This window comes from Saprospiraceae bacterium, from assembly GCA_016717265.1.
GTDB lineage: Bacteria > Bacteroidota > Bacteroidia > Chitinophagales > Saprospiraceae > Vicinibacter.
This window is the reverse complement of sequence record JADKFX010000001.1, coordinates 1,113,600-1,129,349: the sequence shown is the minus strand read 5'-3', so window position 1 is coordinate 1,129,349 and position 15,750 is coordinate 1,113,600. Positions and strand designations below refer to the sequence as shown.

13 protein-coding genes are annotated in these 15,750 nt (G+C 33.8%); 4 read left to right on the top strand and 9 right to left on the bottom strand.

What is annotated here, in order from left to right; translation table 11 throughout:
- The first annotated feature begins 12 nt into the window (after positions 1-12).
- The 3 genes from IPO86_04450 (at position 13) to IPO86_04440 (ending at position 3,523) form a co-directional block, all read left to right on the top strand.
- Positions 13-897, top strand: a complete 885-nt coding sequence (locus IPO86_04450; protein ID MBK9727353.1) for a peptidylprolyl isomerase — start codon at positions 13-15, stop codon at positions 895-897.
- Positions 898-1,003: 106 nt separating this feature from the next.
- On the top strand, positions 1,004-1,879 hold the full coding sequence (locus IPO86_04445) for a DMT family transporter (GenBank protein ID MBK9727352.1): 876 nt from the start codon (positions 1,004-1,006) through the stop codon (positions 1,877-1,879).
- 234 nt (positions 1,880-2,113) lie between these two features.
- Positions 2,114-3,523 (top strand): tetratricopeptide repeat protein, encoded by a 1,410-nt coding sequence (locus IPO86_04440; GenBank protein ID MBK9727351.1) that lies wholly within the window; start codon positions 2,114-2,116, stop codon positions 3,521-3,523.
- A 397-nt stretch (positions 3,524-3,920) separates the two neighbouring features.
- Here IPO86_04440 and IPO86_04435 read toward each other — a convergent pair whose 3' ends face one another.
- The 3 genes from IPO86_04435 to pheS all read right to left on the bottom strand — a co-directional run bounded on the left by IPO86_04435 (position 3,921) and on the right by pheS (position 7,844).
- The gene (locus IPO86_04435; protein ID MBK9727350.1) at positions 3,921-5,213 is read right to left on the bottom strand and encodes a transglycosylase SLT domain-containing protein; all 1,293 of its coding nucleotides are present in this window, start codon (positions 5,211-5,213) and stop codon (positions 3,921-3,923) included.
- Between the two features lie 241 nt (positions 5,214-5,454).
- A complete protein-coding gene (locus tag IPO86_04430; protein MBK9727349.1) occupies positions 5,455-6,786 on the bottom strand; it encodes a histidine--tRNA ligase in 1,332 nt (443 codons plus the stop codon).
- 35 nt (positions 6,787-6,821) lie between these two features.
- Complete coding sequence (gene pheS / locus IPO86_04425; GenBank protein MBK9727348.1) at positions 6,822-7,844, bottom strand: phenylalanine--tRNA ligase subunit alpha; 1,023 nt, start codon at positions 7,842-7,844, stop codon at positions 6,822-6,824.
- 64 nt (positions 7,845-7,908) lie between these two features.
- Between pheS and IPO86_04420 the strand changes: the two genes are divergently transcribed.
- Complete coding sequence (locus IPO86_04420) at positions 7,909-9,201, top strand: O-antigen ligase family protein (protein ID MBK9727347.1); 1,293 nt, start codon at positions 7,909-7,911, stop codon at positions 9,199-9,201.
- A 55-nt stretch (positions 9,202-9,256) separates the two neighbouring features.
- Here IPO86_04420 and IPO86_04415 read toward each other — a convergent pair whose 3' ends face one another.
- From IPO86_04415 to IPO86_04390, 6 genes are read right to left on the bottom strand one after another with little or no spacing between them, the layout of a single operon-like run.
- Positions 9,257-9,943, bottom strand: coding sequence for a rhomboid family intramembrane serine protease (locus tag IPO86_04415; protein MBK9727346.1), 687 nt, complete (start codon positions 9,941-9,943; stop codon positions 9,257-9,259).
- A gap of 8 nt (positions 9,944-9,951) precedes the next feature.
- Positions 9,952-10,929: a KpsF/GutQ family sugar-phosphate isomerase gene (locus IPO86_04410; protein MBK9727345.1), complete on the bottom strand. Its 978-nt coding sequence runs from the start codon at positions 10,927-10,929 to the stop codon at positions 9,952-9,954.
- Positions 10,930-10,956: 27 nt separating this feature from the next.
- Complete coding sequence (locus IPO86_04405) at positions 10,957-11,661, bottom strand: DUF4290 domain-containing protein (GenBank protein MBK9727344.1); 705 nt, start codon at positions 11,659-11,661, stop codon at positions 10,957-10,959.
- A gap of 6 nt (positions 11,662-11,667) precedes the next feature.
- Entirely contained in the window at positions 11,668-13,509 is a 1,842-nt protein-coding gene (glmS, locus tag IPO86_04400; protein MBK9727343.1) for a glutamine--fructose-6-phosphate transaminase (isomerizing), read from the bottom strand.
- Positions 13,510-13,538: 29 nt separating this feature from the next.
- Positions 13,539-14,903, bottom strand: a complete 1,365-nt coding sequence (locus IPO86_04395) for a DUF4270 family protein (GenBank protein MBK9727342.1) — start codon at positions 14,901-14,903, stop codon at positions 13,539-13,541.
- 29 nt (positions 14,904-14,932) lie between these two features.
- On the bottom strand, positions 14,933-15,736 hold the full coding sequence (locus tag IPO86_04390; GenBank protein ID MBK9727341.1) for a glycogen/starch synthase: 804 nt from the start codon (positions 15,734-15,736) through the stop codon (positions 14,933-14,935).
- Positions 15,737-15,750: the final 14 nt, after the last annotated feature.

The window sequence follows — 15,750 nt, the reverse complement described above, 5'->3', positions numbered from 1 at the left end:
TTAATAAAACCTATGAACCGCATCTACCTATTCGCATTTTGTATTATTTTATTGAATTCATGTACTTCCCGATTCGTTAAGTTTACCTCTGAATCGATTCAAATTAAATTACCGTCCAAAGCAATTTTTAATAATTTATCTGAAGATGCAGATAGGTTTGAATGGGATTTCGGCGATGGATCAAAATCAAGTGAAAAAAATCCTAAACATTTGTATTCTAAATCTGGGATTTACCAAGTAAATTTAAAATCATTTAAAGGAAAAAATATGCAAAGCTTTCAACAAAAAATTGAAGTACTTCCACCGGATGGATGTTATATTGTAATTGAAACTCCCTTAGGAAATATGATTGCGAAATTGTACGATCAAACACCCTTACACCGGGATAATTTTGTTAAACATGCTGAACTTGGGTTTTACAATGATTTATTATTTCATCGGGTGATCAATGGTTTTATGATTCAAGGGGGGGATCCAAATTCTAAAGCAGCTACTGCTGGATCATTACTCGGTAGTGGCGGACCAGGATATACCATTCCCGCTGAATTTAATGCAGCATTTGTACATAAAAAAGGAGCTATTGCTGCTGCGCGCACTGGAGATCAAGTAAACCCAAAGAAAGAATCTTCCGGATCTCAATTTTATATAGTGCAAGGAGGTATTCAAACGGATCAAGCTTTGAATCAAATGGAAGACCGCAAAGGAATTAAATATACAGAGGAGCAACGAAAAGCATATAAAACGCTCGGTGGAACACCATTCCTGGATATGGATTATACAGTGTTTGGTGAAGTTATTGAAGGCCTTGATATTATCGATAAAATTGCAAGCGTAAAAACAGAACGAGGTGATCGGCCAAGTGAAAACGTAAGTATGAAAATTCGGGCACTCCATTAATTATTATTAATAAATCTATATTTAATGATCGATTTGGTCAGTAGCATTAAATAAAAATTAGAATCCTTTATTATTTCCCAAAACCCACCGTAGTGATATTATAACATTGAATAAATTAAGTCTAAGCCATATAGCATTATTTATAGTTGCATTAATTTATGGGGCTAATTATAGTATCGCTAAAATCTTAATGGATCCAGGTTGGATTCAACCAAATGCATTTATATTATTAAGGGTTTTAAGTGCTGCTTTTTTATTTTGGCTATTTGCCAAATCCCATAAACAAATTGACCCAGCAGATTATAATTCATTTATAATTTGTGCTATTTGTGGGGTTGCAGGGAATCAATTGTTGTTTTTTAATGGTTTAAAAATGACATCTCCGTTACACGCTGCTCTCATTATGGTTTGTACGCCGATCCTTGTCTTGCTTATTAAATCTATCAAAGGAGATCAACTTACCAAATTGCAATGGGCTGGATGTATAATTGGCTTATTTGGGGCAATCTTTTTAATTTTATCAGGCTCACAAACATCTGTTAAAAATGCTTCCTTAGCAGGGGATATTATGGTCCTGTTGAATGCCATATTATATAGCATTTATTTACTTAAAGTACCTGCATTGATTGAAAAATACAATGCATTCTCTGTGATGAAATGGATTTTTTTAATCGCTTTAGTTCCCGTTTTAATTTTTGGTGCCCTGGAATTACCTCAAATTCATTTTAATTCGTTTGAATTGCCGGAATGGTCTGCATTTCTATTTGTTCTCATTGCAACCACATTTGTTGCTTATGCACTAAACGCATATGCACTTGAAAACAGCAATGCAGAATTGGTTAGTCATTATATTTATTTACAGCCTTTATTGGCGACTTTTATTGCTATCGGACTTAAGAAAGATGTAATCACTTTTAATCATGTTAGCTCCGGGTTGCTCATTTTTATCGGATTATACATGAGTAGTCAAAATAAAAACTAAATAATTTAAAATATTTTCAATTTGGTTTTAACCAATGAAAATTAAGGAGTTACACAATCGCCTAATACACATTCATAAAGTATCATACGTATAAATAATTGTAAATCTTATCATTAGTAAGATGAGAATAATTAATAATACGTTGGATGAATTTGAAAAAAGAATTTGCTTTCGGCGCATTTTTGAAATTTTGTTTTACTTTTACAACGCATTTAATAATCCACTGAGGAAGGTATGCCGAAAAGAACGAAGCCGGATCATTTTCTCTCAAAACTTATCACAGAATTTGAAGAACAAGGACCAATCCTATCTATGGATCATTGGGAGGAAAAATCATATCTCCGATTGATTCAACACTATGAAAAACAATGCCAATTTGATAAAGCATTAGATGTTACAAGTCTTGCCTTAAGACTTTACCAGTTTAAACCTGACTTCTATGTTATCAAAGCTAAATTATTGGTTTCGTCACAAAAGCCCTTGGCTGCTATTACCGTATTAGACCAAGCGTATACACTTGCCCCATTAGATATTGAGATTACTTTACTAAAGGCAAAGGCCTTTGCCCTGTCTCAACAATTTGATGATGGCCTCCGGATTATTTCCGATTTAAAATGCACATTCTCCAAAATCGATTTGACTGAAATATTATTGGTTGAAGCATTTATCTACGAAACAATGAAGGATTTTAACAAAATGTTTGACACATTGAGAGACGCATTAATTCTGAATCCAAATAATCATGAAGCTTTGGAACAGATTTGGGTTAGTGTGGAATTTTCTAAAAAATATGATGAAAGTGTCCGATTGCATCAGGACATCATTGATAAAAACCCTTATTCTTATTTGGCTTGGTATAATTTAGGGCATGCCTATTCGTGTCTTGGAGAATATGAAAAAGCAGTAGAAGCGCTGGAGTATTCATTTCTAATTAACTCCAATTTCGAACAAGGCTATTTGGATTGTGCAGAATTATGCCTTCAAATAAATATGCACGAAAAAGCATTGCGCTGTTATTTAGAAGCCAATGAAATGTTTGGACCCGATGCAGAACTGATCGTTTACATTGCAGAATGTTTGATTAAATTAAACCGTCACAAAGAAGCAAAAGTCAAACTACAAAAAGCAATTTATCACGATCCCTATAACGAAGAAATATTTTATTATCTCGGAGAATGTTATGGAGCTGAAGAAAATTGGAAAAAAGCAATTAAAGCATATCTTGAAGCGATTGATTTAGATGATCAAAGAGAAGAGTTTCATGCTGGAATCGCCATAGCCTATGAAAAAATTTCCAATTTTAAAAAAGCAGAATCTCATTACCGTAAATCTGCAAATTGTGGTTTAGAGCAAAGCCGATATTGGTGTATGTTTATTAGCTTTTTGTTATCTCAAAAGCAATTTGAAAAAGCAGAAAAAATTCTGATTCGGGCAGATAAATTTAGTTTTGGTGCTGATCTTCTATATTGTAGAGCGGCTTATTACTTTCTGACTGATTCCAGAGAGAATGCATTAGCAACCTTACAAGAAGCATTATCAGAAAATACAAAAGAACATGATGTTTTACTAAAGCTTATTCCTGAAATCATGGATGATCGAGAAGTCATGAGTATGATTCGCTATTTTTCTGTTGAAAACGAATAAATTTAATAGACTGCATTTACCTGCACTCCTGACTATTCATTTATAAACTGATTTTTAGAACTTTGTAATTTTTTACTGTTCTGATGAATTAGACATTCTAAGTTTTAAACTAGCGTATTTGGAAATTTGAATCCTGCTTTAGTGAATTCAAGCTATTTGAATTAATGTCTCATTAAATTCTTGTTGTTCCTTTATTTTAATAGTATTTCTTTTGCACGTTCTGAATACCAAATTTTAGATTTGCTTTTATATCTATACATTAGAAAGACATGACTGAATAAGAATTCTGCATTCTTTAGAGCCTATCATATTCATAAAAAACCGGAAGTATTGAATTCTTAAAATCTATCAAGAATTTTTGAAAGATTGAGTTGATCCGGGAAATGAGATCAAATTTTTATTGTGTTTTAATTTTAAGGACATTGCCAATCCTTAATACCTGACTTAAATCCACTTGATTCCAGGATATTAGATCTTCAATATTTACTTTATAATTTTCAGCAATTTCAGAAATTGATTCTCTTGATTTAACGATGTGATATTGATACTCAAACGCATTCGTTGTTGACACAGAGGGAAGTTCTCGAATATCTTTAACCGAATTGGATTCAAATTCAAGACTCCTTGTATTCGCTTGTTGTAATGCAATATTGTCAGGAGCAAAAATAAAAGGTCTGTTAAAAGAAATAATTTCATGATCAAGTAATCCATCTCCTGATAATAAAATTCTAGCTTCATCTAAAAAACTATTCTTTTTATTCTGAAACATGTAGTAATCAATAAATTCTACCATTAAACTATCTGGAAGACTTACAGAAGAACCAAAACTCATGGTAGGAATAACCATTCTTTTATAAGAAGGATTTAAGCTCATAAAAATATCCTTCCGGATATTCGTTTTCTTAAATAAATCCTTGAGGCTTACTTCATTAAAAATTTTTGCAAAGGTTATCTTTTCAACAAACAGATCTTGATTTTTTGGCAAAATATCATGTTCCATATGAAATTGCATCATATAACTTACACCTATAAATGCTGGCACAAACAATTGTGTTTGCCTGGGCAAATATTTCTTAAGTCCCCAAAAATCAGTTGCATTTGAACTTTCTACTAAATCTTTAACCTTATATTCTCCACAATTGTATGCTGCAATTACTAAAGACCAATCATTGAACATAGTAAACAACAATTTAAAATAACGGGCTGCAGCATGCGTTGCTAAAACAGGATCCAATCGTTGGTCTACTTTATCATCTACTCTTAATTTTAAGATTCTTGCAGTTGCAGGCATTAATTGCCAAATTCCAGCAGCGCCCACATGTGATTTAGCATCTAATAAAAGAGCCGATTCAACAATCGTGATATATTTAAGATCTGTAGGTAGATTATACTCGTTAAAAATTTTATCAATTAATGGGAAGTAAATTTCTGTTCTTTTAAGAATTTCAAGCGTAGTTGCTTTATTTCTTCCAACAAAACGCTTTACCTGATCCAATACATCGTCTTCAATTTTTGTTGATACAAGGCATTCCATAGATTCTAATCTGGAACGAACTTCCTCTTCGTAATAACTAGGTTTGTTTAAAAATGAAGAGAGCAGAATATTACAGTCCAAATTCTGATAAGAACTTGCTTTATGACTAATCGTCATAAATAAGATAATACTGAAAATGGATAACAATTTGTTCATGGACAGAGTTTACTCTGATTTCCTTAAGCTTGAAGTCTGACAAATTTAAATATTAAATTAATATCAATGCTTAAAAGCTGAAGGATGACAAAGATACAGATAATAAATCTAAATAAAAGGTTAACAGCTTAAATACAATGTTAATACATATTATATAATATTTTAATGTGTATATAAACTGCTCTATATAAAGGGTAAATAGCCCAAATTTATTGTCAAAAAAAATTAGATTTTGTTAGGATTAACAAATAAAAGTACCGATTTCTTCAAATTTTACTCGGTTCTGGTCTCCATTTTGCTGATTTTTAATGTTGACTATACCTTGTTTTCTTTCTTCCTCTCCCAGAATGATCACAAACGGTATGGAAAGACTCTCAGCATAAGCAAATTGCTTCTTAATTTTTAAAGCTTCAGGGTATACATCAACAGAAATGCCCAAATCTCTTAGTTTTGTAGCAATTGCAAATGACATTTCCAAAGATGCATCATCCAGACTAATAAATAAAGCCCTAATAGGCTGATTAAGCTTCATTGGGAATAAATTAAGCTCATCCATCACATCATAAATCCTGTCTGCTCCAAAGGATATACCAACTCCAGAAACACCCGGCAAACCAAACACACCAGTCAAATTATCGTATCGACCTCCTCCTCCCAGACTGCCCATATTGAAGGATTGTGGAATGACTTCAAAAATACAACCTGTATAATAACTTAAACCTCTAGCCAAAGATGCTGAAAATTGAAGTTCATTAGAAAACGTATAGTCATTATTAAATGAAAATGCCTTTTTAAGTTCCAAGACTCCAGCCGAAGCCATTTCATTAAATGAAAACGATTCAATATTCGGACTTTTAATTATATCAAGTATCCATTGCGCTTTTAATTCTGAAATATTTAGTTTACACAATCCCTTTTTTACTTCTTCCTCCCCTACTTTATCTAACTTATCAAGTTCTACCGTCATACTCACAAATTGTTCACTGCAACCTGCTTCAACAGCAATTCCTTCTAAAATCTTTCGATGATTTATCAAAATTTTTACGGGTATATTAAGTAAACCAAATACCTTATCATAGATCTGCAATAACTCCGCTTCATACAGCAATGCATTAGAACCTACAACATCTGCATCGCATTGATAAAATTCACGATATCTACCCCTTTGCGGCCTGTCAGCCCTCCATACCGGTTGAATCTGATAGCGTTTAAATGGAAATGTAATCTGCTGTTGATGCATTGCTACAACTCTTGCAAAAGGAACGGTCAAATCATATCGCAAACCCTTTTCTGAGATCTCAGAAATTAATTTATTTGAGTTCTTTTCTTGGAGTAAATCTTCTGTTACATCTTTCAAATAATCACCACTATTCAGGATTTTAAATAATAGTTTATCGCCTTCATCCCCATATTTACCCGTCAAGGTCTCCAGGTTTTCCATTGCTGGTGTTTCCAGGGGTTGATATCCATAGGATACAAAAACGGATTCTATAGTTTCAAAAATATACTTTCGCCGCTTTGCCTGGAATGGTAAAAAGTCGCGAGTTCCTTTAGCTAATGATGGTTTTTTCATGTACAATTCTAATTGGTATTTTAAGTCTAATAAATTTAGAACTGCTTAAGAAAGCGAAGATCATTTTCGAAAAAATAGCGTATATCTGGAATTTTATAAAGTAGCATTGCTTGTCGTTCGATGCCCATACCAAATGCAAAACCTGAATACACATTAGAATCTATTCCACAGTTATCTAAAACTGCCGGATCAACCATTCCACATCCTAAAATTTCCAACCAACCTGTTCCTTTTGTAATCCTATGGTCTGTTTCGTCTTTTAAACCCCAATAAATATCCATTTCAGCAGAAGGTTCTGTAAATGGAAAATAAGATGGCCTCAATCGAATATTAACATTAGATCCATACATTTCCTTGGCAAAAAATAACAAAGTTTGTTTTAAATCAGCCATGGAAACCTTTTTATCAAGATATAGTCCCTCCACTTGATGAAATTGGCAGTGAGAACGGGCTGATATAGTTTCATTCCGATACACCCGACCTGGTGCTAAAATCCTAATAGGTGGTTGATTTTTAGTCATAAACCTAGATTGCACCGAAGAGGTATGGGTTCTTAGTAGTCTTTGCGCAAAATCCCTAACATAATAAGTATCCTGCATATCTCTTGCAGGATGGTCATCGGGGGTATTTAAAGCTGTAAAATTGTGCCAATCATCTTCAATTTCTCTGTCTTCTACAACTTCAAACCCAATCTTACTAAAAATGTCAACGATTCTATCCATTACGATAGAAATGGGATGTCTGGTACCTCCGGCGATATTAACTGGAGGAAGACTCCAATCTAGCTGATTATCAGTAGCATTTTGCTTGCCCTCTTTCAGGTGAATTTGTGCCGCATACTTAGATTCTGCCAATGATTTGGCTTCATTCACGAATTGACCATACTCCTTTTTTAACTCGTTTGGTACTTTTCCAATTTCGGAAAACAATGGTTTAATTCGATTTTTGGAGCCCAGAAATTGAAGCCTGAACTGTTCCAATGAGTCTTGATCCTCTATCTGAATAGACTTTATTTCATCGATTAGCCGTTTAATTTCTGCAAACCAGTCTTGCGACATTCTTTCTATTTTTGTTCGACAAAGGTATTTAGAAAAAACGGATTTTAAAGAACAGGCTCCACGAATGCAATCAACCCTCCCTTTTTATAGAAAACCAGAATTTTTAAATTCATTGTTTTGCTTTGGATTGCTTGTATTTGTGTTTGGTATCAATTGGTCATTAGCATTAGTTTCCAATAGTATCATTTTTTTAAGTGTCCTAATGATCTTAAAATATAACCCACAAAAACAAAGAATCGCATTCAACCTAAATATTTTAAAAGATCTGGATAAGGTCCTTAACACTCCTTTGCTATTGATATTCATTTGCATTTTTCTAAGTGTGTTTTTTTCGGGATTATGGTCAGAATCTATGAAAGACTGGGCTTGGTTTTCTCGCATGAAGTTGCCATTTATTTTACTTCCGTTCACATTCTTTATCCATGGCCGGTTAAATCAAATTCAATGGAAATGGATCGGGTATATTTTTGTGTTGACATCATTTTTTTTCTCCGCAAAAATCATGGTAGACTACTTCCAACATTTTAAAGAATATAATTTAGCCCTGTTAAAAGGAAAAACTATAGTGAATCATATTTCACATATACGCTTTAGTATGATGATTGCAATGAATACAATCCTTTGTTTACATTTATATTTAACAAATTCTCTTCAACAATTTAAATATGAAAAACTGGTATCCCTACTTTTATTTTTATATTTTTTTATTTTCAATCATATAATTTCAGTAAAAACGGGCATTCTAGGAATGTATCTCGCCTTGTTTGTTTATATCTGCCTATATTTTTATTATCAAAAATCTTATAAAAAAGGATTCACATTACTCGCTGGTATTCTCGTCTTAATTATTTTATCTTTTACATGTATTCCAAGTCTGCAAAATAAATTCTACTACACCATCTGGCAAATTGGTGAATGGCAACGTGGAAAATGGCTGCTCTATTCTGATTTGGAACGATTTGTATCCTGGCAAATGGGCATAGAAATGATAAAACAGAATCCTATACTTGGAAGTGGGATGGGTGATCTTTATCAAATGACTAAAGAGACTTATTTAGAATGCTTTGGTATGGATCACGGAAAGCTTCCACACAATCAATTTTTATTTAGTTGGGCCTTTACCGGACTCGCTGGAATGATGAGCTTGCTTGGATTAGTCTATTATACTGTATTTCAAAAGTCCTGGTGGAAAGAGCCGTTAATCATTGGGATCCAAATGATTCTTCTGTTTTCTTTTTTATTCGAATACACTTTAGAAACCCAGGTAGGTTGCAATTTATATGTTTATTTTACATTAATGAGTTGGATGTATTTAAAACGAAAAGAAGAGCGCACATTAACAAAATCTGAATTTTAATAATTTTAGAATAGTCATTAAAATCACAAATTAGCGGCCACAAAAAGTTTCAAAATCAAACAAGATCATCTTTACCGTAATGATATCGATTGCGATAATTTTTTCTTGCTATAAGGCCCCCAATTAATCCAAATGCAAATCCTCCAATATGGGCCCACCAGGCAACACCTCCTTGCTCTTCTGTTCCTAAACCCAATGATCCAAAACCAGAGATCATTTGTTGTACGATCCATATTCCTAAAAAGAATAATGCAGGAACATAGGTTGAACTAAATAAAAATAAAATCCAGACTTTTATTCTGGATGCAGGAAACATAATTAAGTAAGCACCCATAACCGCTGAGATAGCACCACTCGCGCCAACAACAGGAATGTCACTATCTGGATTTACCAGGACATGGATTAATGTTGCTGCGATGCCACCAAGTACATAGAAGAGTATAAAATTAAAAGTACCAACAACCGCTTCAATATTATCTGCAAATACCCAAAGAAATAACATATTTCCAATTAAATGCGCCCAGCCTCCATGAAGAAACATGGAAGTAAGCACTGTAAATAAATCTTGCCCAGCAACCATTTCCGCAGGTATGGTTCCATAATGTATCACAAATGCTTCACCTGCTTCTACAGGCAAACCAAATTCATAAATAAAAACCAATACATTTATAAAAATAAGAGAATAGGAAAATAAGGGTTTAGAACCTCCTTTTACGTTATCATCACCAATTGGAAAAAACATATAATAATTTAAATCATTCCTTCTTTAATCAAATCATGTATGTGAATCACACCTAAATAGTTTAAATTTTCAACTACTAAAAGTTGATTAATATTTTTATCTTTTAATATTCTAAACGCTTCAATTGCTAAGGTTTCTGGCTCTACTGTTTTTGGATTTGCCGACATAATATCCACAGCTGTCAATTGATCGAGTGAAACAGAATTTTGAAGCATTCTCCTCAAATCCCCATCTGTAATAATTCCTATCAAATATTCATTTGCATCTAAAACTGCCGTCACCCCTAATCGCTTTGAAGTCATCTCAAGAATTACTTCTTTTAAAGTAGCAGAAGCAAATACTTTTGGTTTTTCATGACCTGGATATACATTCTTAACTTTCAAATATAATTGTTTTCCTAAAGATCCGCCGGGATGGAATTGCGCAAAATCATTTGGACTAAAACCTCTTAATGCTAATAATGCAACAGCCATGGCATCGCCCATTACTAATTGAGCTGTTGTGCTCGCTGTAGGCGCAAGATTATTAGGATCTGCTTCTTGAGTAATTGGGGTTACTAATAAATAATCCGACTGCAGTGCAAGGCTTGAGGTTTCATTGGATACCATCGCGATTAATTTTGAACCCAATGATTTTACTAATGGAATAAGTACTTTTATTTCTGGTGTTTCACCACTTTTTGAAATACAAAGCACCAGGTCTTCCGCTTTAATCATCCCTAAATCACCATGAATTGCATCTGCTGCATGCATAAAAACGGATGGGGTACCTGTAGAATTGAAAGTGGCTACAATCTTTTGACCAATGATAGCACTCTTGCCGATGCCCGTAACTACAAGCCGACCCTTTGATTCGAAAATTGTTTCTACGGTCTTAAGAAAATCTTCATTTATCCATTTATATAAATTAGAAATTGCTTCTAATTCTATTTCGATACAGGAAACCGCTGCTTGTTGTATTAATTCAAATTGTTCCTTGGTAAGCATCAAGCCGGATTTTTACAAATATAGGATTTAGATTGGCCTACGTTTGTTATTATTATTTCGATTCCGGTTATTATTATTACTATTATTGTTGTTATTTTTTTTGTGTCGATAGTTTTGTTTATTCATTCCTTTATAAACGCGTCTCTGACTTTTTGGAGCCGAAGTAACTAAATTATTAAACTGTACATTTTCATCGATTGCTAATTGTCCTTTTGACATCTGTAATAAATCATTTTTAATTAATTCATCACTTACATAATGTTCTTTGTTCCAGTTTTTAAAAGCCATTTTCATATACGAACCAATGATCTGCGAAAATTCATCCCGCTTTTGACCAGGCTCCATTTCCATTGCCTTTTTTATTAAAATATTTACATAAGTACCATAGTGTCTATATTTATCTGCACCAGAAGGATAGGGAACTTTTTCAGGTCTTAATTTATCTTCATCCTGTGTTGGCTTATTTCCATAAGGCGTTGTAACCTCTATATCATACTTTGCAATTCTAAAAAAATGATGCCATAATTTTCTACGATGCTCATCAATATTTTTATTATAGGGCGTCATAATTTGCATAAGATTTATGATTTCTTCAGCAAATACTTGTCGGTAAATTGGATCCTGAATTCCTTTACAATGCATTACTAACGCTTGTACGTTTCTCCCATACTCGGGCATAGAAAGTTCAGACTCAGATGTATTATATGAAAAAGTTACTTGACGTGCATTCATAAAATTTTATTCGACGGTTACTGATTTGGCTAAATTTCTGGGTTGATCCACATCACATCCACGCATGACTGCAATATGATATGATAAAAGCTGTAAAGGAATCACGGAAAGTAAAGGTGTCAATGGATCAATGGTGCTTGGAATTTCAATACAATGATCCGCGATGCGTTTAATTTCTGTATCACCTTCCGTTACGATAGCAATGACCATTCCTTTACGTGCTTTCACTTCCATAATATTGGAAACAATTTTTTCATAAGCACTTAAATTTGTTGCGATTACTATGACTGGCATATTTTCATCAATCAATGCGATCGGTCCATGTTTCATTTCAGCAGCAGGATAGCCTTCCGCATGGATGTAAGATATTTCTTTTAACTTTAAAGCTCCTTCTAATGCAACTGGAAAATTATATCCACGACCTAAATACAAAGTATTATTTGTATGTTGAATTTCTGTTGCCAGATATTTTATTTTATCATTGGTTGCAAGTACTTTTTCAACTTTGCTTGGAATGTTTGCTAATTCTGCAATTAATTGATGATAATAAGTATTTGATAAGGTACCATTGCGATGACCGAGAACTAAAGACATGAGCGTCAACAAAGTGACTTGTCCAGTGAATGCTTTTGTCGAAGCCACCCCAATTTCCGGACCACAATGGATATAGGATCCTGCATGCGTTAATCGTGCAATAGAAGAACCAACAACATTTACAATTCCATAAACCAAAGCTCCTTTTTCTTTCGCTAGTTCAGCGGCTGCTAAAGTATCTGCAGTTTCACCAGATTGTGAAATTACCAATACAACATCTTTATCTGTAAGAATTGGATTTCGGTATCTGAATTCAGAAGCGTATTCTACTTCAACCGGAATTCTTGCTAAATCTTCAATTAAATATTCGCCAATTAATGCACTATGCCAGGAGGTTCCGCAAGCTGCAATAATAATTCGATCTGCATTGGTAATTCGATTAATATGTTCTTCAAGTCCTCCTAATCGCACCCAACCATCCACTGCATTTAAACGGCCTCTCATACAATCTGAAATGGTTTGAGATTGTTGATAAATTTCCTTGAGCATAAAATGTTCAAAGCCACTTTTCTCCAATTGATCCATACGCATGTCAAGTTCGTGAATCACAGGTTCCTGCAACTCATCATTGCTTACGGTAGAAATCTCTAATCCTTTATCTCTTGTAAGTACTGCAATTTCTTCATCATTTAAATAAACCACCTTATTCGTGTATTGAATGATGGGTGTTGCATCCGATGCTATAAAATAATCTGATTCCCCTAAGCCTATTACCAAAGGACTTGATTTGCGAGCACCCACCAATTTATTCGGATCATTTCTATCGATGACCACAATTGCATAAGCTCCCACAACTTTAGAAAGTGCTTTTCGCACGGCTTCTTCAATACTTAATTTTTCGCGATTTTGAATCTCCTCAATAAGGTGAATTAAAACTTCGGTATCTGTTTCACTTTTAAATTGATGTCCAAGACGTGTAAGGGCTTCCTTTAAGGTAGCATAATTTTCAATGATCCCATTATGGATAATTGCTAACCGTCCATCTCCTGAAAAATGTGGGTGGGCATTGATATCATCTGGTTTCCCATGAGTCGCCCATCTGGTATGACCCATTCCTATAGTCGCATAAAGATTTTTTGAATCCGTGAGGTCGGCCAATTCCTGTACTTTACCTTTTTTCTTATAAATTTCAAGGGTTCCGTTAAGAAGGGCAATGCCTGCGGAATCATATCCACGATACTCTAATCGCTTAAGACCTTCGAGGATGATTGGATAGGAATTTTTATTCCCAAGGTATGCTATTATTCCACACATATTATGTATAAATATAATGTGTTTTAATGTTATTCAGAGTATGTTAAGATTAATTTAGCTCGCAAATTGTGATTTCCTTGTCCAAAGAAAATGGTCCTAGCTGCAGTTTCCAATTTAAATAAAGGACTGATAACCAGATCCATGTCTTTTTTTGCTCGTAATGAATTTTGAAAATGCCTGGTAATATTCATTTTATAAAGATACACCGTTTTTCCGTCTACTTCTGATTTAACCGGATTTCCACCAAAAACACGCGTATACGTGTTTAATGAATTCAATCCTAAAGCAACATCATCGATAGCAATTCTGGTTCCTGTGCTTCTATCAAATATTTCTAACAACGTAGGAAGCGGAAAATTTACCAAATCATCTCCAGCTTGTTCTGCTACATAAAATTGCAAAACTGCAAAATTGATAAATTTGTTATTCCAACTATTGTCATAAGGAATTTTCAATTGTATATCTCGACCTTCGAAACCTTGTATGGATAACAAACTATCACTGGAAATAGTACCATTTATACAATCTCCTGCTATTGAATTTGTATTATCAATTTCATAAAATGGCGTTTTAACCGCGAGATTACTCATAAAAAGTTCTCTTTTTGATTGTGTTGCTCCTGTGTTATGGTAATATATCGTGATTTTACTATCTGTATGTTCTGGCAAAACAGATAATATTCCATTCCCCTGTTCGCAAACGAATGCAATACCATTAAATATCTTACTAAAGGAATCGACTGTATAGTAAACAGTATCGGGATAGGACCTCAGAATTTTCATAAATGCTGCAGTATCCAATTGGAAGCGCAATTGTGAATAAAGTTTCAATTTAAAGGTGTCTTCAATAATTGGAAGACTATCTTTTTTACTCGCTTCGTAATTCAGGACTTCCCCTAATTTAAGCGTTTTATCATAATTCAATTTGTGGTTACTGTAATATGTTGCAGCAACATTGTATGGATCCACTAAGGGATATACGGCAATATTCATTTTTTCTGCATACTTTCCGTAAAACAAGCTGGTATCAAAACGCAGAGAAACTACGATGGAATCAATAGAGGAACTTAGGAAGTCTGTATTTTTACTTGGAATAATTCGAAGTTGGGTACCAAAACCAGCAGCAACTTTTCCAAAAACCGGATCAAGCATTTTGCCTAACGGAAATGCAGCATCTAAAAAATTTACAGAACCAAGTGTTGTAAAATTTTTAAAGGTAATGGTTGAGTCATAAGGCGCTACACCAGCATCAAAATTAAAGGTATCCACACCTTTTGCTTGAAGCCAACCTGAATCCAGTATGTCTGAACCAAAAGAATCTATATCATTACAAGAACTTACAATCAAAAGGCTTCCTATAAGAAGTGAAAAACCTAGGCTTATTTTTCCAATCATATTTTATCTGCTAATCAGGGAATAACGGATTATGGGATCAGATTCTTATAAAAATCTATATACGAAGGCAAAAAATCTTCTGCTCCAGTTTGAATAAACGGTTTGTCCAAGGTTTTTAGAGACGCAGTTAATGATTCACTTATTTCTTGACTGCCTTGAATAATTCCATCAGCATATTGAATAGCGCCTTTATCCAAATTGATACCCGTTCCATTTTTATAAGCCAATAATTGCTCAGGTTTCAAATTATTAATAGCCGCTTTCTTTAAGAACTCTTCCGTAAAACTTTTTTCAATATCCTGATCATATACTGAAAATACCACTTTGGAATGTTTGAAAACAGGATCATTCTTATAGGTTGTTTTCAAATAAAAAGGAATCAAACTAGTCATCCATCCATGACAATGAACAACATCTGGAGGCCAACCAAATTTTTTCACAGTCTCCAAAGCACCTTTACAAAAGAATATCATACGATCCTGATTATCATCGTATAATTTACCTTCCTCATCTTCAAAGACATACTTTCGTTTAAAGAATTCATCATTATCAAGGAAATAAACTTGAATTCTTGAGCCTGGAAGTGAAGCAACTTTTATAATTAGAGCAAAATCATCATCATTGATAATGATATTCATACCCGATAATCGAACCACTTCATGTAACCTGTGTCTCCGCTCATTAATAGTTCCAAAACGAGGCATTAAGATTCTGATTTCCATACCACTATCTTGCGCATAGGCAGGTAATTTCTGAATTAAAGACCCAATTCCGGATAGATCCAGATATGGCTCCATTTCTTGTGTGATAAAGAGAATCCTGTTTTTACTCATGTCAAAAAATAGCT

Excerpts from the sequence above, each read along its gene's own strand:
- IPO86_04430 (MBK9727349.1), bottom strand. The coding sequence starts at position 6,786 with ATGAAAAAACCATCATTAGCTAAAGGAACTCGCGACTTTTTACCATTC.
- IPO86_04410 (MBK9727345.1), bottom strand. The coding sequence starts at position 10,929 with ATGCTTACCAAGGAACAATTTGAATTAATACAACAAGCAGCGGTTTCC.
- IPO86_04395 (MBK9727342.1), bottom strand. The coding sequence starts at position 14,903 with ATGATTGGAAAAATAAGCCTAGGTTTTTCACTTCTTATAGGAAGCCTT.
- IPO86_04405 (MBK9727344.1), bottom strand. The coding sequence starts at position 11,661 with ATGAATGCACGTCAAGTAACTTTTTCATATAATACATCTGAGTCTGAA.
- pheS (MBK9727348.1), bottom strand. The coding sequence starts at position 7,844 with ATGTCGCAAGACTGGTTTGCAGAAATTAAACGGCTAATCGATGAAATA.
- IPO86_04440 (MBK9727351.1), top strand. The coding sequence starts at position 2,114 with ATGCCGAAAAGAACGAAGCCGGATCATTTTCTCTCAAAACTTATCACA.
- IPO86_04420 (MBK9727347.1), top strand. The coding sequence starts at position 7,909 with ATGCAATCAACCCTCCCTTTTTATAGAAAACCAGAATTTTTAAATTCA.
- glmS (MBK9727343.1), bottom strand. The coding sequence starts at position 13,509 with ATGTGTGGAATAATAGCATACCTTGGGAATAAAAATTCCTATCCAATC.
- IPO86_04435 (MBK9727350.1), bottom strand. The coding sequence starts at position 5,213 with ATGAACAAATTGTTATCCATTTTCAGTATTATCTTATTTATGACGATT.
- IPO86_04390 (MBK9727341.1), bottom strand. The coding sequence starts at position 15,736 with ATGAGTAAAAACAGGATTCTCTTTATCACACAAGAAATGGAGCCATAT.
- IPO86_04450 (MBK9727353.1), top strand. The coding sequence starts at position 13 with ATGAACCGCATCTACCTATTCGCATTTTGTATTATTTTATTGAATTCA.
- IPO86_04415 (MBK9727346.1), bottom strand. The coding sequence starts at position 9,943 with ATGTTTTTTCCAATTGGTGATGATAACGTAAAAGGAGGTTCTAAACCC.